Origin of the sequence: Desulfomicrobium macestii, from assembly GCF_014873765.1 — a bacterium.
GTDB lineage: Bacteria > Desulfobacterota > Desulfovibrionia > Desulfovibrionales > Desulfomicrobiaceae > Desulfomicrobium > Desulfomicrobium macestii.
The window spans coordinates 98,518-117,736 of the sequence record NZ_JADBGG010000003.1 but is presented as its reverse complement, the minus strand read 5'-3'; the positions used below and the strand labels follow the sequence as shown (position 1 = coordinate 117,736).

General features: G+C 63.3%; 17 protein-coding genes. 9 read left to right on the top strand and 8 right to left on the bottom strand.

Annotation, left to right across the window (positions count from 1 at the left end; translation table 11 throughout):
• Positions 1-263 precede the first annotated feature (263 nt).
• Genes H4684_RS02940 through H4684_RS02920 form a run of 5 tightly spaced genes read right to left on the bottom strand, consistent with a single transcriptional unit; the run spans position 264 to position 4,928 of the window.
• The gene (locus H4684_RS02940; protein WP_092189752.1) at positions 264-821 is read right to left on the bottom strand and encodes a Fe-S-containing hydro-lyase; all 558 of its coding nucleotides are present in this window, start codon (positions 819-821) and stop codon (positions 264-266) included.
• Positions 821-1,660, bottom strand: a complete 840-nt coding sequence (locus H4684_RS02935; RefSeq protein WP_192622764.1) for a fumarate hydratase — start codon at positions 1,658-1,660, stop codon at positions 821-823. The genes H4684_RS02940 and H4684_RS02935 overlap by 1 nt, the downstream gene beginning before the upstream one ends.
• Positions 1,661-1,662: 2 nt before the next feature.
• The gene (locus H4684_RS02930) at positions 1,663-2,400 is read right to left on the bottom strand and encodes a fumarate reductase iron-sulfur subunit (RefSeq protein WP_092189756.1); all 738 of its coding nucleotides are present in this window, start codon (positions 2,398-2,400) and stop codon (positions 1,663-1,665) included.
• Positions 2,401-2,412: 12 nt separating this feature from the next.
• The gene (locus H4684_RS02925) at positions 2,413-4,272 is read right to left on the bottom strand and encodes a fumarate reductase flavoprotein subunit (RefSeq protein WP_092189758.1); all 1,860 of its coding nucleotides are present in this window, start codon (positions 4,270-4,272) and stop codon (positions 2,413-2,415) included.
• Positions 4,273-4,283: 11 nt separating this feature from the next.
• Positions 4,284-4,928 (bottom strand): succinate dehydrogenase/fumarate reductase cytochrome b subunit, encoded by a 645-nt coding sequence (locus tag H4684_RS02920; protein ID WP_092189760.1) that lies wholly within the window; start codon positions 4,926-4,928, stop codon positions 4,284-4,286.
• A 233-nt stretch (positions 4,929-5,161) separates the two neighbouring features.
• On the opposite strand from H4684_RS02920, the gene H4684_RS02915 reads away from it, so the two are divergent.
• Genes H4684_RS02915 through H4684_RS02905 form a run of 3 tightly spaced genes read left to right on the top strand, consistent with a single transcriptional unit; the run spans position 5,162 to position 9,370 of the window.
• On the top strand, positions 5,162-7,636 hold the full coding sequence (locus H4684_RS02915) for a heavy metal translocating P-type ATPase (protein ID WP_192622763.1): 2,475 nt from the start codon (positions 5,162-5,164) through the stop codon (positions 7,634-7,636).
• 53 nt (positions 7,637-7,689) lie between these two features.
• Positions 7,690-8,883, top strand: a complete 1,194-nt coding sequence (locus tag H4684_RS02910) for an HDOD domain-containing protein (protein WP_192622762.1) — start codon at positions 7,690-7,692, stop codon at positions 8,881-8,883.
• Positions 8,884-8,911: 28 nt separating this feature from the next.
• Positions 8,912-9,370: a GyrI-like domain-containing protein gene (locus H4684_RS02905; RefSeq protein WP_192622761.1), complete on the top strand. Its 459-nt coding sequence runs from the start codon at positions 8,912-8,914 to the stop codon at positions 9,368-9,370.
• A gap of 175 nt (positions 9,371-9,545) precedes the next feature.
• Here the strand turns inward: H4684_RS02905 and ald are convergent, their stop codons facing one another.
• On the bottom strand, positions 9,546-10,658 hold the full coding sequence (gene ald / locus H4684_RS02900; protein ID WP_192622760.1) for an alanine dehydrogenase: 1,113 nt from the start codon (positions 10,656-10,658) through the stop codon (positions 9,546-9,548).
• A 514-nt stretch (positions 10,659-11,172) separates the two neighbouring features.
• Between ald and H4684_RS02895 the strand changes: the two genes are divergently transcribed.
• From H4684_RS02895 to H4684_RS02885, 3 genes are all read left to right on the top strand, one after another.
• Positions 11,173-11,814, top strand: a complete 642-nt coding sequence (locus tag H4684_RS02895; protein WP_192622759.1) for an ABC transporter ATP-binding protein — start codon at positions 11,173-11,175, stop codon at positions 11,812-11,814.
• Complete coding sequence (locus H4684_RS02890) at positions 11,811-12,605, top strand: ABC transporter permease (RefSeq protein ID WP_092189772.1); 795 nt, start codon at positions 11,811-11,813, stop codon at positions 12,603-12,605. The genes H4684_RS02895 and H4684_RS02890 overlap by 4 nt, the downstream gene beginning before the upstream one ends.
• A 152-nt stretch (positions 12,606-12,757) precedes the next feature.
• Complete coding sequence (locus H4684_RS02885) at positions 12,758-13,114, top strand: DMT family protein (RefSeq protein WP_092190220.1); 357 nt, start codon at positions 12,758-12,760, stop codon at positions 13,112-13,114.
• A 76-nt stretch (positions 13,115-13,190) separates the two neighbouring features.
• Here the strand turns inward: H4684_RS02885 and H4684_RS02880 are convergent, their stop codons facing one another.
• Positions 13,191-13,787, bottom strand: coding sequence for a nitroreductase family protein (locus tag H4684_RS02880; protein ID WP_092189774.1), 597 nt, complete (start codon positions 13,785-13,787; stop codon positions 13,191-13,193).
• Positions 13,788-13,915: 128 nt separating this feature from the next.
• The gene (locus H4684_RS02875) at positions 13,916-14,578 is read right to left on the bottom strand and encodes a uracil-DNA glycosylase (protein WP_225940196.1); all 663 of its coding nucleotides are present in this window, start codon (positions 14,576-14,578) and stop codon (positions 13,916-13,918) included.
• A 70-nt stretch (positions 14,579-14,648) separates the two neighbouring features.
• On the opposite strand from H4684_RS02875, the gene H4684_RS02870 reads away from it, so the two are divergent.
• The 3 genes from H4684_RS02870 (at position 14,649) to ptrA (ending at position 19,140) form a co-directional block, all read left to right on the top strand.
• Positions 14,649-15,269 (top strand): LysE family translocator, encoded by a 621-nt coding sequence (locus H4684_RS02870; protein ID WP_192622758.1) that lies wholly within the window; start codon positions 14,649-14,651, stop codon positions 15,267-15,269.
• 73 nt (positions 15,270-15,342) lie between these two features.
• Complete coding sequence (locus tag H4684_RS02865) at positions 15,343-16,260, top strand: patatin-like phospholipase family protein (protein WP_092189779.1); 918 nt, start codon at positions 15,343-15,345, stop codon at positions 16,258-16,260.
• A gap of 39 nt (positions 16,261-16,299) precedes the next feature.
• The gene (gene ptrA, locus H4684_RS02860; protein WP_192622757.1) at positions 16,300-19,140 is read left to right on the top strand and encodes a pitrilysin; all 2,841 of its coding nucleotides are present in this window, start codon (positions 16,300-16,302) and stop codon (positions 19,138-19,140) included.
• Positions 19,141-19,219: the final 79 nt, after the last annotated feature.

Sequence of the window (19,219 nt, the reverse complement as noted above, 5' to 3'; positions counted from 1 at the left end):
CGGAACCGACCCACGACGCATCGCCCCGGAATCCATCCAAGCCGGCGGAACCGACCCACGACGCATCACCCCGGAACCCAACCATACCGACGTGACCGACCCACGACGCATCGTCCCGAAATCCATCCAAACCGGCGGGACCGGCCTACGGTGCATCGCCCCGGAACCCATCCAAACCGTAGGGGCGGCCCTGCGTGGCCGCCCTGCTTGTCTGGCCGCCCTGCCTTACGTGGCCGCCCTGCCCCGCGCAACCCTTCTTCCGTCTATTCCAACCCCGCCGCCTTGCGATCGGGCTGCACGTACAATTCACCGCCGTGGGAATCATTGATGACCAGCAGCGGAAAATCCACCACGGTCAGTTCGCGGATGGCCTCCGGCCCGAGCTCGTCGAAGGCGATGACCTTGGCCGCCGTGATGCACTTGGACAGCAGCGCTCCGGCCCCGCCCGTGGCGCCGAAATACACTGCCGTGTGGTCTTTCAGGGCCTGCTTGACCGCGTCGCTCCTCTTGCCCTTGCCCACCGATGCCTTGCAGCCGAGGGAATGCAGACGCGGGGCGTAGGTGTCCATGCGGTAGCTGGTGGTAGGACCGGCCGAACCGATGGGGCGGCCGGGAGGCGCTGGGCTTGGGCCCACGTAGTAGATGACCGAGCCCTTGAGGTCAAAAGGCAGGGGCTCGCCCTTGTCCAACAGGTCGATGAGGCGCTTGTGGGCCGCGTCGCGCGCCGTATGGATGGTTCCCGTCAGCTTGACCACGTCACCGGCCTTGAGCTTGGCCATGGCCTCGTCCGTCAGCGGGGTCTGCAATTTGTATTCGGCCATCAGATTTCCACCTCCTGGTGTCTGGAGGAATGACACTGGATGTTCACGGCCAGGGGCAGGCTCGCGATGTGGCAGGGGCTCATGGCGATCTTGACACCCAGACACGTGGTCTTGCCGCCCAGGCCCATGGGCCCGATGCCGAGCTTGTTCAGGGCTTCGAGCAGTTCGTCTTCCATTTCGGCCAGCTTGGGATCCGGATTCGTGTCGTCGAGTTTTCTGAGCAGCGCCTTCTTGGCCAGGATGGGGGCGTAATCGAAGGTGCCGCCCACGCCGATGCCGACCACGGTGGGCGGACAGGGGTTGGGGCCGGCTTCGGCCACGCGCTCGATGACGAACTTCTTGATGCCTGCCCAGCCCTGGGCCGGGGCGAGCATGGTCACGCGGGACATGTTCTCGCTGCCGCCGCCCTTGGCCATGAAGGCGATCTTGAGTTTGTCGCCGGGCACGATGTCGAAGTGGACGATGGCCGGAGTGTTGTCCTTGGTGTTGGCGCGGGTCAGCGGGTCGCAGGCGGACTTACGCAAAAAGCCCTCGGCGTAGCCCTTGCGCACGCCTTCGTTGATGGCCTCGCGGATGTTCATGCCCTCGACGCGCAGGTCCTCGCCCATCTCCACGAAAAAGACGGCAAGACCCGTGTCCTGACACAGGGGCAGCCCCGTTTCCTCTGCCAGTTCATAATTTTCGGTCAGTTGGCGAAAGACTTCCTTTGCCGCCGGGGATTCTTCCAGGGCCGCGCACTCGGCGAACCGCCGACGCACGTCGTCCGGAAGGTAGCGGTTGGAGTCGATGCACATCTTGGCCACGGTATCGATGACTTGGGTGGCGTTCAGTGTTCGCATGTCTATTTCCTGATAAACTGTTTGATGGCCGTGATGCCCATTTTGCGCCGCAGAAAGCCGAGCTGGTTCTGCAGGGGCAGCTTCTTGGGACAGACATCCTCGCAGGCGAGGAGACCCATGCAGCCGAAGATGCCGTAGTCGTTGCCGATGATGTCGAAGTACTGGTTGTCCGTGCGCTGATCGCGCGGATCGATGACGAAGCGGGCGATGCGGTTCAGGGCGGCCGCGCCCATGAAATCGTCGCGCAGCCTCGCCGTGCCGCAGGCCGAGATGCAGCAGCCGCATTCGATGCAGCGCTCGAGCTCGTAGATCTCTTCGGCCACGGCGTTGTCCATGCGTTCCTCTTCCTTCGCCGGATCGAACTCCTTGGTGGTGTGAATCCATGATTCGGTCTTCTGGTACATCTCGCGGAACCAGATGCCCGTGTCCACGGACAGGTCCCCGATGAGCTTGAAGACGGGCAGAGGCATGAGCGTGATGGTCTCGGGCAGGTCCTTGGTCTTGGTCTGGCAGGCCAGACCCGGGCGTCCGTTGATGACCATGGCGCAGGCGCCGCAGATGCCGGCCCGGCAGCAGAAGTCGAAGATGAGGCCCGGGTCCTGTTCCTCGCGCAGGCGGTTCAGCGCGATGAACAGGGTCATGTTGGTGGTCTCCTCCAGCACGAAGGTCTGCATGTGCGGAGCGGAGTCCTTGTCCTCGGGATTGTAGCGGAATATTTCAAACTGGAGCAATCGTCCCATGTCGTGTTCCTCTTACTTGCTCTTCGTGATGGTCTTGGCCTCGATTTCCTTTTGGTCGGCATGGATGATCTTGCCGCCGCCATAGCCGCGCTCTCCCGGAGGGATCTCGAAGTGCGGGGTCGCCTCTTCGTACTTGAGTTCCGGCATGGTCCGACCCTCCGGCCAGTAGGCCAGGGTGCGGTTCAGCCAGTTCTTGTCGTCACGGGCGGGGAAATCCTCGCGGTTGTGGCTGCCACGGCTCTCCCGGCGCACCAGGGCGGCCTGGGCGATGCACATGGCCAGGCGGACCTGGCCCTGGATCTTGAGCGCCGCGGCCACTTCATGGTTGGCGCCAAGGCCCTTGGAGACCAGCCCGATCCTGGCGGAACGCTCAAGCAAGCCCTGGAGAACCTCCACGCACGTGCCCAGATCCTTTTCGTTGCGGAACACAAAGCAGCCCTGCATGAGCGCTTCCTGCATCTCGGCGCGGACCTTGTAGACGTTCTCCCTGCCCAGGCGCCCGCTGATCAGGTTGTCGATGCGCTCCTGCTGGCGCTTGGCCTCGGCATTGATGACGCCCGTATTGAAGGACGTCTCGGTGCCTTTGAGGAATTCGACGATCTTGACGCCGATGATGCCGCCGGCGACCACGGTCTCGGCCAGGGAGTTGCCCCCCAGGCGGTTGAAGCCGTGCATGTCCCAACAGGCGGCCTCGCCTGCCGAGAAGAGGCCCTTCAGGCCATAGGCCGCGCCGTTCTTGTCCGTGCGCACGCCGGCCATGGTGTAGTGCTGGGTCGGCCGCACGGGGATGAGCTGGGTGCGGGCATCGACGCCCAGGAAGTTCTGGCAGATCTCGTCAACTTCGCGCAGCTTGGTGGAGATGTGCTTGTCGCCGAGGTGGCGGATGTCGAGCCAGAGGTGTTCGCCGTAGGCCGACTGCACGCCCTTGCCTGCGCGCATGTGCTCGGTCATGCGGCGCGAGACCACGTCGCGGGAGGCCAGTTCGGCCTTCTCGGGCTCGTAGATGTGCATGAAGCGTTCTTCGTTGACGTCCAGCAACGTCCCGCCGTCGCCACGGCAGCCTTCGGTGACCAGAATGTCCGTCGGCACGATGCCCGTGGGGTGGAACTGGATGGCCTCGGGATTGCCGATGGGCACCACGCCCGTGTCCTGGGCGATGACATGGCCGCCACCGTCGCAGATGACGGCGTTGGTCGTGGCCTTGTAGATGCGGCCGAAGCCGCCGGTGCAGATGGCCGTGGCCTTGGCCAGATAGGTTTCGAGCTTGCCGGTGCGCAGGCAGCGCACGATGGCGCCCATGCACTGCTGGCCGTCGTGGATGAGGGAGATGGCCTCCTTGCGGTCCAGGACGCTTATGCCCAGCTCCGCGCACTTGTTGTCCATGGTGCACATGACCGCATGGCCCGTACCGTCGGAGGTGTAGCAGGTGCGCCATTTGGCCGTGCCGCCGAAGGAGCGGGCGGTGATGAGGCCCTCCTTTTCGGGCTTCTCGAATTTCTCGAATTTCTCTCCGCCCTTGAAATAGGAGGATGTGCCCGGAACGACGCGGTTCCACGGCACGCCCCAGTGGGCCAGGCGGCGCATCTCGATGGGCGCGGCGTCGGCGAAGAGGCGGGCAACTTCCTGGTCGCAGCCCCAGTCCGAGCCCTTGACCGTGTCCATGAAATGCACATCCACATTGTCACCCTCGCCCATGGCGCAGTTGCCAAGCGCAGCCTGCATGCCGCCCTGGGCAGCGGAGGAATGAGAACGCCGGGCCGGAACGATGGACAGGCAGATGACGTTGAAACCGGCCAACGCGGATTCCACGGCCACGCGCTCGCCGGCAAGGCCCGCGCCGATAACCAGAAGATCAGAATAATAGGTTTGCATGCCTTCCCCCTTTAGCCCAAAAATGCGAAACGCAACAAGGTGACAAGGCCGATGGTCATGAACACGGCGAACATGATGTTTTCGGCCTTTTTGGCCTTGGGTCGGCCATCGGTCTTGATGAAGCCCCATTTGACGCCGATGCGATAGAAACCGACGGAGACATGCAGCTCGATGCTCGGCAGCAGGATCAGGTAGAACCAGCCCCACCCTTCCTGCACCCGCGCGGCGGATTTGAGGGCGGTGATGGGCAGATCGGACAGAACCACGAACATGTGCACGGAGCCCATGATCAGCACGATCATGGCCGTCACGGCCTGAACGACCCACAGCCAGGTATCGGCGTGATGCATCATCTTGGCGTGAGCCCAGATAGTTTTCTGTCCCTCGGCGCGGAATGGAATCTTGCGCGCGGCCAGGATGAAATGAACGATCATGGTGATGAAAATGACGGGCCCGCCGACCTGGGCCATGTAAGAAGCCTCAAAGAACCAGGCGATGGCGTCCATGATTTTCGGGGACAGGACAACGGACGAGACCAGCAGCATGTGGCACCACATGAACAGGACAAGACCCGCTCCGGTGAGCATCTGAAGCCAGTCGAGGTACGCATCCCGGCGTCCCGGACGCACGACATGCATGGTGGCATCAACGGACATACTTCCTCCGAAGTTGCGGAGCCAATGCACTGCTGACTCCTGGTTGAACAACCAATTTGTTTTTCAAGAAACGATGGGAGTCTGAAGACTTTCGGAAAAGAATTTTTGTAGGCATGTTGGCTACGCGAATACAATTGATCAGTCAATCACATGCCGTAACAACGCACTTGCAAGACATGCGTCAAAAGGTACAAAAAGGTTCGAAACGATTGGAATATATCCCGGAGAGAAAGATGAGCTCAAAATCACGTTCAGTACGTTTACCCGTCGGCGGAATGCACTGCGCGGCATGCTCTACCCGCATCGAAAAAGTGGTTGGCGCCATGCCGGGGGTTGAAAGAATCTCCGTCAATCTGGCCAGCGAAGAGATGGATCTGCTCCATGACCCGCAAGACGCGCCCCTGGAAAAAGTGCTGGAGCAGGTGCGGGAACTCGGTTTTTCCGTCGAGGCCCCGCAGGAGCAAAGCGTGCTGGACCTCAAGATCGGCGGCATGCACTGCGCGGCCTGCTCCTCGCGCATCGAACGCGTCACCGGCCGCCTGGAAGGGGTAAAGGAAGCCAGCGTCAATCTGGGCGCCGAGAGCGGCCGTTTCGTCTTCGACCCGGCCCTGGTCTCGCAACGCACGCTCCGTCAGACCATCCACGACGCAGGCTTCACCACGAGCATTCCGCAAAAACAAAGCGCAGGAGACGAAGAGGCGCGAATCGCCGCACGGCTTGAGGAGAAAAAGCGGGTCGTGCGCTGGTCCATGGCCTTTGCCCTGCCACTTCTGGTCCTTTCCATGGGCCACATGTGGGGCATGCCCCTGCCGAACTTCCTCGACCCCATGCACGCGCCGGGAACTTTTGCCCTGGCCCAGCTGCTGCTGACCCTGCCCGTGGTATGGAGCGGGCGGAGCTTCTATCTGATCGGCTTCCCGGCCCTGGCCAGGCGCGCCCCGAACATGGACTCGCTGGTGGCCGTGGGCACGGGCGCGGCCCTGGTCTACTCGCTGTGGAACACCATCGAGATCTGGCTCGGAGTGGACGCCCAGGCCCGCGCCATGGACCTGTATTACGAATCGGCGGCGGTCCTCATCGCCATGATCTCGCTGGGCAAATTCTTCGAGGCCCGCTCCGTGTCGAAGACCACCGGCGCGGTCCGGGCGCTCATGGCCCTGGCGCCGGACACCGCCACCCTCGTGGACGGCGAGGAGGAGCGCAAGATCCCGGTGGAAGAGCTCGAGCCCGGCGATCTGCTGCGCATCCGTCCCGGCGAACGCCTGCCCGTGGACGGCGAAGTGGCGGAAGGACAGAGCCATGTGGACGAATCCATGCTCACGGGCGAACCCCTGCCTGCACGGCGCGGCCCCGGGGACCGAGTTTACGGCGGCACGCTCAACACCACGGGCGCGTTCGTCATGCGCGCCTCCCTGGTGGGCGAGGACACCATGCTCGCCCGCATCGTGCGTCTGGTCCGGGACGCCCAGGGTTCAAAGGCCCCCATCGCCAACCTGGCCGACACCATCAGCTACTATTTCGTGCCCGTGGTCATGGCCCTGGCCCTGGCTTCGGGCCTGGCCTGGTACCTGCTGAGCGACGAGCCCTTCGTCTTCGCCCTGCGCATCGCCATCTCCGTGCTGGTCATCGCCTGCCCGTGCGCCATGGGCCTGGCCACGCCGACGTCGATCATGGTCGGCACCGGCCGGGGCGCGCAACTCGGTGTGCTGATCAAATCCGGCCGGGCCCTGCAACGCGCCGGGGAGCTTGGCACCCTGGTCTTCGACAAGACCGGGACCCTGACCATCGGCAAACCGGTGCTGGCCGAGGTCTGGGTCGACCCGTCCGCCGGGCTCGACAGGGACGCCCTGTTGCGCCTGGCCGCATCGATCGAGGCCCAGTCCGAGCATCCCCTGGCCCAGGCCGTGGTCGCGGCCGCACAGGGCCCTCTGCCCAAAGCCGGGGACTTTCTGTCCGTCCCCGGCCAAGGCGTGACAGCCACGGTCGAAGGCCGCACCGTCGCCATCGGCAACGAGCGGCTGATGCAGGCCCGGAATCTGAACCTGGAAACGGCCAGGGCCGCGCGCGAGCGCTTGGAGGAAAGCGGCGCCACCGTGGTGCACGTGGCGGTGGACAACGTTCTGGCGGGCTTGCTGGCCATAAGCGACCAGCTCAGGCCTGAATCGGAGAAGGCGGTGCAGCGTCTGCGCGATCTGGGCATGGAAATCGTGCTCCTGACCGGCGACTCCGAACGGGCCGCCCGGGCCGTGGCCACGCGCCTCGGCATCGACCGGGTCATCGCCGGGGTGCTGCCGGACCGCAAGGCCGAGGTCATCATCGAGCTTCAGCAGGAAGGACGCGTTGTCGGAATGGTCGGCGACGGGATCAACGACGCCCCGGCCCTGGCCCGGGCCGACCTGGGTGTGGCCATGGGCGGCGGCATGGACGTGGCCATGGAGTCCGGTGATGTCGTGCTCATGCGCGAAGACCTCTTTGGCGTGCTCACGGCCCTGGCCCTGAGCCGCGCGGTGATGCGCAACATCCGCCAGAACCTGTTCTGGGCCTTTGCCTTCAACACCATCGGGCTTCCCATCGCGGCAGGGCTTCTGCACGTCTTCGGGGGGCCGACCATGAGCCCCATGCTCGCGGGAGGCGCCATGGCCATGAGCTCGGTATTGGTGGTCACGAACGCCTTGCGATTGCGTTTTTTTGTTCCTCCCCGTGCATAAATGTAGTATTCATAAAAACTGCACGGCCATGAAACCTGTAGGGAGTGGACACCATGCTTAAACGCATCGAGCAGGTCCTGCCCGGTGAAGTCCTGGCGGCCGACCTCATGGACCCGGCAGGCCGCCTGCTCTTTCCCAAGGGGGCGACGCTGTCGGAAAGCGCCATCGCGGCCCTTGGGCAACGCGGGGTCGCGGACGTCGAGATCGAGGACGAACGCGTGACCCTGAGCGCCGAACAGTTGAGACTGGCCGCCGAGCATGCACGCAGATTCTATGCCGGGCACGACCTTGGCGTCCCGCCCGGCCCGATCCTGCTCGGCCTGCGCACCGAAGCCGAAGCCCAACGCATCGAAAGAGGACTCCCCCCGCTGCTGCGCGATTGCAGGGGGCCCGCCGGACCGGTGCATTTGCCCCGGGAACTGCCCATGTTCTGCCTGGACAGCTTCGATCCCCCACAGCTGGCCGCCGTGGCCCAGGACCTCAATCTGGCATTGAGCGAGCCCGACCCCTCCAGCAAGAAGATCGTCGAGATCATCACCCACAGCCCCGGACTCACGGCCAAGCTCCTGCGACTCGTCAACACGCCGATCTACGGCTTCCAGGGCAAGGTCGAAACCGTTTCCCGGGCCGTGGCCATCGTCGGCCTGCGCGAAGTGGGCATGCTCGCCTCCAGCCTGCTCATGGTCGATCAGTTCGGGGTCATCCCAAAATCAGTGATCGAGATGCGGACCTTTCTCGAACACAGTCTCGGCTGCGCCCTGACCTGCAAGGCGCTGGCGGAAAGCACCGGACTGGCACAGCCGGAACAGGCGTTTGTAGCCGGGCTGCTGCACGACATCGGGCGGCTCTATTTCTTCACGTCCTTTCCCGAGCGCTCCCGCTATTGCATAGACAGCGCCCTAAGGCACAAACGCCCGCTGATGACCGAGGAAGCTCTTTTCTTCGGCATAGACCATGCGGACATGGGCGAGCGCCTTCTGGACGGATGGCGGATGCCCTCCGGCCTGAGCCGGACCGTAGGCTGCCACCACGATCCCGCGCGGGCCACGGGCCTGCCCCTCGCAGGCATCGTGCATCTGGCAGACCTCTTGACCCACGCCATGGGTCTGGGCTGCAGCGGTGAATGCGGTCCGCCCGAAGCCCGCCCGGAGGTCATGGATATCGTACCGATCCAGCCTGGGCAGATGGCCGACATCGCGGTCCGCATCGAGACCCAGCTCGGCCTTATCATGGGTGCGTTTCAGTGAACTCAACCTCGACCCTGAAGGAGAGAACATGCAAATCAAGCGCAAGAACATCCCCGCCGCCACGGTCCTTGAAGCCGGAGCCACACTGACAATCCCGGAAATCGCGGCCTTTGCCGGCAAGATCATCCCCATGCTCCTGGCGGAGATCGAAAACAGAGGCATGGCCCTGACCGGTCCGTGCATCTTCACCTACGATGGCTGCGACGGCTCCCCGGACAAGGAATTTTCCCTGAAGGTATCCTTCCCCGTGGACGCCTGCCGTGGTCAGGGCGCGTTCATCTGCCACGAGGTTCCCGCCCACGAATGCCTGTGCACGGACTACAGGGGGCCCATAAGCGGAGTCGGCATCGCCTGGACCGCCTTCACCCCGCAGGCCCTGCAGCAGGGACTTGCCCTGCAGCCCCTGGGCCGCGAGGTTTACGTGCACTGGGAGGGCATGAACAGCGAGGACAACCTAACGGAGCTTCAGATACCTCTGCAGAATTGAGCCGGGGCACAGGAGCGTCCGCTCTCTTCACGTCCAGAGCAGGATGATTTCGAACTTGCCTTGAAATCAGGGCGGCGTTTTTTGAAAAAACTTCAGGCCCGAAGTGCATTTTCCAATGCGCTTCGGGCCTGAAGTTTGTCGCGGCCAAACCGGGAGGAGGTGCCCGGCAGGTCGCCTAGAGGCAGGAGTCGGCGGGGGTGTGGGGCAGGCCGAAGGCTTCGGCGACGCCCTTGAAGGTGATCTTGTCGCCGACCATGTTCAGGCCGTTTTTAAGGCCCGAATTTTCCTTGCAGGCGGTCTTCCAGCCCTTGTCCGCGATCTGCAGGGCGTACGGCAGGGTCGCGTTGGTCAGGGCCATGGTCGAGGTGATCGGAACCGCTCCGGGCATGTTGGCCACGCAGTAGTGGATGATGCCGTCCACCTCGTAGATCGGATCGGAGTGGGTGGTCGCCTTGGAGGTCTCGAAGCAGCCGCCCTGGTCGATGGCCACGTCAACCAGCACGCAGCCGGGTTTCATGTCCTTGAACATCTCCCGGGTGATGAGCTTTGGAGCCTTGGCCCCCACCACCAATACCGCGCCGATGATGGCGTCGGCCTGAGCGGCCAGTTCGCGGATCATGGCCGGGGAACTCATCAGCGGCGTGCAGTTCTTGGGCATGATTTCGGACAGGTAGCGCAGGCGGTCGAGGTTCATGTCCAGGATGTAGACCTTCGCGCCAAGACCGGCCGCCATCATGGCCGCGTTGGTCCCGACGATGCCACCGCCGATGACCAGCACCGTGGCCGGGGCCACGCCGGTCACGCCGCCGAGCAGGATGCCGCGCCCGCCGTGCACGCGCTCATTGTACTTGGCCGCTTCCTGGGCCGCCATGCGCCCGGCCACCTCGCTCATGGGGGTCAAGAGCGGCAGACCGCCGTGAGGGCCGGTCACGGTCTCGTAGGCAATGGCCACGGAGCCGGTCTTCATGAATTCGCGGGTCAGCTTCTCGTCGGCCGCGAAGTGAAAATAGGTGAAGACGATCTGCCCGGGCTTGACCATCGCGTACTCGGACGGCTGCGGCTCCTTGACGTGCATGACCATGTCGGACTGGGCGTAGACCTCGGCCGGAGCCGCGACGATTCGTGCACCCGCCGCCACGTAGTCGGCGTCGGAAAACCCGCTGCCGATACCGGCCGAAGCCTCCACCAGCACCTCGTGCCCGTGCTGCTTCATGACTTCAACCCCGGCCGGAGTCATGCAGACCCGGTTTTCCTGCGCCTTGATTTCCTTGAGAACTCCGACAATCATATGCCTGCTCCTTATGCCTGTGTCATGTTGAGTAAGGTGGAAAAATCTCTTACTGGCAAAAAGCTTACCACAAACACGGCCCGGGGCAAACATTCACGAAAATTCCGCGCAAACCCCGAGCCGGCAAGGCTTGCGGCACGCACGGCCGCATCGGGGCACACGGGAAACCCGTCGCGAATCCGTAAGAATCCGACATGGCTGGAACAAAATATTGCCATTATTTAAAATAATCCTTTAAATTCGGTAAATAAGGCGGAATTCGTTAGTGGTTATATATATTTCCAAGTTATAAACAAAATTTCCATTTTGACCGACAGCCGCCCGAGGCCACACCTTTGGCAATCGACCCGGATGGCAGTCACGCGCACGACCTGCCAAGCAAGGCCTCGATGGCCCGTACGCGCAAGGGCCCCTGAGGTCCGGGCAAAATCCGCCCCGTTTCATCCCGGCCTTGACCCACTCCGGGAAGGTTGCCATGTGGCCGGGGGAAACAATCCTGAAAAATGGAGAACGCATGCTGGAATTTCGCGAGGTGACCCTGCGCCGCGCCGGGAGAGTGATATTGGACCGGGTGAACCTCACCGTGTCCCCGGGTGAACATCTGGCCCTGACCGGACCGTCGGGTGCCGGCAAATCCACGCTGCTCAAGGTCGCCCTCCTGTTCGAGCCCGTGGATGCAGGCGCCGTCCTGTGGAACGGACAGGAGGTCACGGTAGCAGACCTCGGGGCCCATCGCTCCCGCTTTCTGTACATCGGCCAGAAGCCCCTGCCCTTCGAAGGCACGGCCGGGGAATATCTGAACCTGCCTTTCACCTTTGCCGCCAATCACGCCCTGCATGCGGACCAGGTGGAGCAGGACCGGCTCATGGAGGCCCTGGGACTTGACCCGGCCTTGAAGAAAAGCCCGTACGCCAGGCTGTCCGGAGGAGAACAGCAGCGCCTGACCATCATCCAGGGCCTGCAACTTGAGCGCAGCTTCTGCCTCTTGGACGAGATCACCTCCAGCCTGGATCAGGAATCCATGCGCGCCGTGGTCGGCTTTTTTGCCCGGGACAAGGCCCGAACGGTGCTGGCCGTGACCCACAACCGCGAATGGCTGGAGTTCGGCTTCGCCGAGGTCAGCCTTGAATCCGGAAAGCTCTGGAGGCGCGAATGAACGAGACAATGGTCATTTCCATCCCGGCCCTGCTCATGTTTTCCGTGATCCTGGTATTCCCGGTGCTCATCTTCCGTCATCTGCGCCTGCGCCTGACCCGGGACCTGCTCATCTCAATGGTGCGCATGTCCGTGCAACTGGCGCTGGTGGCCGTCTATCTGGAGTACATCTTCAGGCTCGACATGCTGCCGGTCAACGTGGCCTGGGTGCTGGTCATGATCGTCGTGGCCACGGGGTCGATCCTGCGCCAGAGCCTGCTGTCGTGGAGGAAATGCCTGTGGACGATCCTGCCCGCCCACCTGCTGACCGCGCTGCTGATCCTGGCCGGTTTCCTGCTGGTCTTCGATCTGGCCACCATCTCCTCGGCCCGCTATCTGGTCCCGCTCATGGGCATGGTGCTGGGCAACATTCTGCGCAGCAACGTCGTGGCTCTGGACCGCTTTTTCTCCGAATTGCGCGCGGGGGTCGATGTGCACATCCAGTACCTGACCCTGGGCGCAAGCCGCGCGGAAGCGGTGCGCCCCTTTCTGCGCAACGCCCTGCGCGCCGCCGTCGGGCCGCAGATCGGGACGGTGGCGACCATGGGCATCGTCTCTCTGCCGGGCATGATGACAGGTCAGATTCTGGGCGGCTCATCCCCGGCCGTGGCCATCGTCTACCAGATCATGATCATGATCGCGATTTTCACCGCCGCCACGGTCTCGTCGTTTCTGGCCGTGCACTTCGCCCGGAAGGTGGCCTTCGACCCATGCGGACGGCTCAATGAGGACATTTTTCTAAGGCGTCCCTGAAAAAGGCGTCGCAAAGCGCAGACTCCATCTTATCACTCTGAAATGAAAGAACTTATTTTTGATGGAAAGCGTTGTGTTTTTCCGTGGCCCTGCTACATCAGGCCGCAATCCAAATTTCGCGGTCAAAGCCCCTCCGGGGCAAGGCGGATCTCATGCGCTTTTATCTCACCACCATCATCCTGCTGTCGCTCAGCAACATCTTCATGACCTTTGCCTGGTACGGGCACCTGCGCAACCTGTCGCAGACCCCCTGGATCATAGCGGCGTTCGCCAGCTGGGGCATCGCGCTCATGGAATACCTGCTCCAGGTCCCGGCCAACCGCATCGGCCACCAGGTCATGAACATCGGCCAGCTCAAGATTCTGCAAGAGTGCATCGCCCTGTCCGTCTTCATCCCCTTCTCCATCCTGTACATGAAGGAGAAGCCGGGCATGGACTATGTCTGGGCCGGGCTGTGCATCCTTGGCGCGGCCTTCTTCATGTTCCGCAAGAAACTCATGGGCGCATGAAGCTCATGCGCCAAAAAACGGCGAAGGGCCGCGTTCCCAGGGGAGCGCGGCCCTTCGCCGTTATCAAAGCGGTTTCCTACCAGACGCCCTGTTTCCAGATCTCGGCCAGGGGCTTGCGCGGGGATGGGCTTTCCCAGTCGACATACGGTTTGCCCAGATTTTCCTTCAGATCAAGGACGCCGATGGTGAATCCGGCCACGACTTCAAAGTCATCCCTGTCGATGCCGAAAGCCTCGTAAATGGCGTCTCTTCTGATCCCGGACATGCCGTGGGTGTAGAGGCCGAGCTTTCTGGCCTGCAGGGTCAGGGACATCCAGGCCGAGCCGCAATCGTACAATGCCGTGGGATTGGGCTTGCCGGACTGGGTGAAATTCCTGCGGGCGACCATGAAGCCGATGAGGGACGCGTTCACGGCCCACTTCCGGTTGGCTTCGACCAAAAGGCCAAGGAAGGTCTCGAAGGTCTCGTCCGTGGAGGTCAGGATGTTCCAGGGCTGCTCGTTGTAAGCCGAAGGCGCCCAGCGGGCCGCATCGAAGATGACTTCAAGGTCTTCGGCGGGAATGGCGGTCTTTACGAAGGAACGCGGGGACCAGCGGGTCGGGAAGTCTTCGGCCACGCCTGTCAGGGGATCGCGATTGCTGAAATCGGGAGCATAGGGGGACGGGTATTTCATGATATCCTCCGGGGGTGGCAGGCCGCCCCAAAACGGCCTGCGAATTATGAATTTTTCAACAGCCAGGCAGGGTGTTCACGCTTCCCGAGACATATCCCCTGACGGGGCGGGCATGTCAACGTGACCGATCATCTCCGGAGATTTTTCATGATCCGCCCGAACTGCTCCCTGAACTGACCGGCTCCGCCGTTGGCCGGATGCCGGAGGGCCGGGGCGGTGATGCCCATGGCCGCAAGCAGCGCGGCGGATTTTTGCCCCACGGCCAGAATCCGGGCCCCGGAGGCGTAGGCCATGAGCGCCCGCAGCACGGGCTGTCCGAGCATGACCTCCGTGTCGCAGGGGGTGCGGTTGCTCAGGAAACCCTTGTCCGGCTTGTAGGGATGCCAGGGAAAGGCGTTCCACAGGATCACGTCGCGCGTGTCCACGCCAAGCGTCGCCATGGCCCCCCAGACGATGGTGGCCGTGGGTTCGGTGAAGCCGTCCGGCTTCACGTCCTCGCGGCTGGTGCGCCGGGGCTTGCCCGCCAGGACCATTTCGGGGCCAAGGCCCTTGTGGCGCAGGTGTCCCAGAAGCAGGCGCTCGGAGGTCATGGCGATGCCCGAGAAATGCCCGCCCTGATAGCCCAGGGCCTCGGCCAGAAGAATGACCGTGGCCTTTTGCCGTTCACCGAGGTAGGAGGCGAGCTGCTCCCGTCGCACGGCCGGAGCGCCGGGCGCGGCGTCGTGCGCGGAATCCCGGTGATGCCAGGGATTGAACACCGCCCCGGACGGAGAGTTTTTCAGAAGTTTCATGAATTCATGCATGGGCTCTGCGCTACACACAGCCCGACTCCGGCGCAAGGCCCTGCAATCGAGGACCAGAATGATCGACATCATGCATTACCCGCTTTTCATCATCACCGCTGTGACCCTGAATCTCTATCCCGGTCCGGACACCCTCTACATACTGAGCCGCAGCACAACGCAAGGCCGCGCAGCGGGCATCGCCTCAGCCCTTGGGATCTCCAGCGGATGCGTGATCCACGCGCTGCTCGGGGCCCTGGGACTGGCCGCCGTGGTCATGGCCTCGGCCACGGCCTATCAGATGATCAAATGGGCCGGAGCGGCGTACCTCGTCTATCTCGGCCTGACCATGATATGGTCGCGCCCCGAAGGAGCGTCCCATGCCGGACCCAAAAGGCAATCCCCGGGCCGCATCTATATCCAGGGCGTGATCACCTGCGTGCTCAATCCCAAGGTGGCGCTCTTCTTCCTGGCCCTCATCCCGCAATTCATCGCGCCGGGTGCCGCCCATCCCGGCCTGTCCTTTCTGGCGCTGGGCTTGACCTTCGTCGCCACCAGCACGATCTGGAGCCTTGTCTTGGCCGTGGCCGCAGGAGCATTGCACCGGCGGCTGACCGGCGGTTCGGGCGCCATCCGGCTCAGACGCCTGGGCGGAGGACTGCTCGTCGGACTCGGGGCACGGCTGGCTTTTTCCGACTAGACCTTGACGCGCCCCCCGGCGGATTTACCCTCTTTGTTTGCGGCCGGACGACCTGTTTCACGGAGACAAGCTGATGAGCACACATTCCAATCCCCATCTCAAGATCGGCCTTGCCCTGGGCAGCGGCTCATCGCGTGGCTGGGCCCACATCGGCATCATCAGGGCTCTGGCGGAACAGGGCATAAGGCCCGACATCGTCTGCGGAACCTCTGTCGGAGCCCTTGTCGGCGCGGCCCACGTCGCAGGCAACCTGGACAGGCTCGAAGAATGGGTCCGCTCCCTGACACGGCTTGAGACCGCAAGCTTCTTTGAAATCAATTCCTCCTTCACGGGATTCGTGAACACCTCCAGGCTACGCAAATTTCTGCAGAAGCACGTGGTCGGGGCGGATGTACGCATCGAGGACCTTGAGCTGCAATACGGCTCCGTGGCCACCAGCCTGGAATCGGGCCGGGAGATATGGTTCACCAAGGGGCCGATGCTGGAGGCCGTGTGGGCTTCCATCTCCCTGCCGGGGCTGTTCCCGGCCATCCGGCATGAAGGCCGCTGGCTCGTGGACGGCGGCCTGGTCAACCCGGTGCCGGTCTCGGTCTGCCGCGCCCTCGGGGCCGACGTGGTCATAGCCGTCAACCTCAATGGCGACATCGTGGGCAAGCATCTGGAAAAGACGCCAAAAAAGGAAAAAAGAAACGGCATGGCCGAAGCGTTCTCGAATCTGGTCAAGGAATACGCAGGCTCTCTCTTTTCCTTTACCGAAGAGGAAGACGAACCCCCGGGACTTTTCGACGCCATCGCCGGCTCCGTGAACATCGCCCAGGAGCGCATCACACGCAGCCGCCTGGCCGGAGACCCTCCGGAGATCCTGTTCACGCCCAAGCTCTCGCACATCGGCTTGCTTGAGTTCTTCAGGGCCGAGGAGGCCATCGAAGAGGGCAGAAAATGCGTCGCGCCCATGCTGCCCGAAATCGAGCAGCTGCTGCAGAGAACGTAACCGTCAGCACTGAATCAACAACGTATTCGAGGAGGCCCCATGCCCATATTGCGTTTTGTTCTTTTCTTCCTGTTCATCGCCACCCAGGCCCTTGCGGCCCAGGTGCGCGTTTCTGACACGGATTACCGCGCCTACCGGGCCCTGACCCTGGATTCGGGCCTTCAGGTGCTGCTGGTGCAGGACGAGCGCGCCTCCAAGGCCGCCGCCGCCCTGGCCCTGCCCGTGGGCAGCCTCGATAACCCGGACTCCCAGCCCGGACTGGCCCATTATCTGGAGCATATGCTCTTTCTGGGCTCCAAGTCCTATCCCGGCCCCGAGGAGTACCAGTCCTTCATCACCAGAAACGGCGGCCAGACCAATGCGGCCACGGGCTACACCTCCACCACGTACATGATGGAGGTAGATCCGCCCGCCTTTGCCGAAGCCCTGCGGCGCATGGCCGACACCCTGGCCCACCCGAGGCTTGACCCGGTCTATGCGGACAAGGAGCGAAACGCCGTCAACGCCGAGATGGAATCCAAGAAGCACAGCGACGGCCGACGCCTGGCCATGCTGACGCTCTCGACCCTGAACCCCGAGCATCCCGGCACCCGCTTCACGGGCGGAAATCTGGAGACCCTGTCCGACAAGCCGGGCAGCCTCCTGCACGAGGAACTGGTGCGCTTCCACGCCACTTGGTACTCGGCGAACCTGATGAAAGGCGTGCTCTACGGGCCCCAGAGCCTGGACGAACTGGAAGCCCTGGCCAGACGGGAACTCGCCGTGATCCCCGACCGCCAGGCCAAGGTGGTCGTTCCCACGGCGCCTCCGGCCACGGACAACGAAAAGGGCGTGATCATCGGGGTGCGTCCCGTGCGCGAGACCCGCAGCCTGAGCATCGATTTCGTCCTGCCCCAGGCCCTGGACGACTACCGCACCAAGCCCATGCAGGTCGTGTCCGCCGTGCTCGGCACGGAGACCTCGCATTCCCTGATCGAGGTCCTGCGCGACAAGGGCCTGGCGCTGTCCTTGAGCGCCGGCGGCGATACCACCAGTCTTCGCAACGGCGTGACCCTGTCCCTCTACGTGCAACTCACCGAAGAGGGCGACAGGCGCCGCGACGAGGTCCTGGCCACGATCTTTGCCTACTTCGACCTGCTGCGCACCCAGGGCCTGAATCAGGCCTATTTCGATCAACTGCGGCGCATCTGGGACATGGAATTCCGCTTCGCCCCCCTGACCAGCGGCTTCGACTATGTCGCCTCCGCCGCCAGGCGGATGCTCCTGCACCCGGTCGAGGATGTAAATTTCGGTTTCTATCGCCTGGATTCCTACGACCGCGAGGCCGTAAACACCGTGATCGAGGCGCTGCGGCCCGAAAACGCGCGGATCTTCCAGGTCGGCCCGGACCAGCCCGTGGACAGGGAGGCTTTTTTCTACCAGACGCCGTACAGCACAAGACCCGTCAATGCAGACGACATCTCCCGCTGGGCCGGGCTTTCCGCCGGGATGGACCTGCGCCTTCCGGACCTCAACCCCTTCCTGCCGGACAATTTCTCCCTGGTCGCGCCCAAGGGCGACGCACGGCCCCGCGAGCTCGCGGACAGACCCGGCCTCTCCCTCTGGCACGCCCACTCCGCATTCCGCCAGGAGCCAAGGGCCATCCTCATGACCCGGTTACAGTCCACGCGATTCGCTTCCACCATCGAACAAACGGCCCAGCAGGGCGTGCTGCTCGAACTGTGGGACCAGAAGCAGGCGGGCCTGCGCTATCAAGCCATCGAGGCGGGGCTCGGACTGTCGATATCCGGGGACGAAGGTGTCGTGATCCGCATCGACGGCTTCAGCCAGCACCAGACCGACCTCTTGCCCCGGGTGCTGGGCTTCCTGGAACAGGAAACAACGCCGGAAGACTTTGAACAGGCCAGGGCGGAACAGCTGCGCGAGCTTGCCAACATGGAAAAGCAGGGTCTGTTCGGCCAGGCCATGAGCGCAATGCGCAATCTTCTCAAGGCTCCGTCGTGGGATCATCGGGCGCTCGAAGAGGCGACAAAGGGACTGACCCTGACGGACTTCCGCCAATACCTGAGCGCCGTGCGCCGGGATATGCGTCTCACGGTCTTTGGCTTCGGCAACGTCACGGAAGATGCCCTGCAAAGGCTGACGGCGGACCTTGAGCAGTTTGTCGGCCCCGAAGCCGGCGCACCTCCGACGGCCACGCGCATCGCGCCCAGGCAGGGCGTGACGGCGGATTATCGCAAGCACAGCGTGCTGGAGGACAGCGCGCTGGTCGAACTCTTCCTCGACCCCGCGCCCGGCCCAAACGCCAAGGCGCGCATGCTGCTCCTTGAGGGGCTCCTGTCCACCCGCTTCTACAGCCGGCTGCGCACCGAGGAGCAGCTGGGCTACGTGGCGACGAGCTTTCCGGTCATGTTCGCGCACAATGCCGGGATCGGATTCGGCGTGCAAAGCCCGGTGCAGGGCACGGCGGGTCTGGCGGACAGATTTGAATCCTTCTACTTCCGGGCGCTCGAACAGATGCGCGGAGTGACAAAAGAGGAATTCGAAGACGTGCGTCAGGGCGTGCTGGCCTCGTTGACCAAGAGCCCGGACACCCTGGAAGAGGAGTTCGGCTGGCTTGAAACGGACCTGCGCCTGGGCAACCGGAACTTCGACAGCCGCGACCTGCTGGTGGATGCCCTGAAGAAAATCACCCTGCCCGAGGTCGTGCGCGCCTACGAGACCATGGTCCTTGGCCCCGGCGGCACGCGGGCCCTGATCCAGATCCAGGGTTCGCGCTTCAGCGACTTCGGCTGGGCGCGCAAACTGGACGCAAGGCCGGTCGAGCAACCCGAAGACTTCCACAAACTCATGGGCCTGCAGCGCTATCAGGGCCTCTAGGACACCCGCAAAAAAGGGCGCCCGTCAACCGACAGGCGCCCTTTTTCAATTCATCTTCCGGAGTTCCACCCGGAGACAT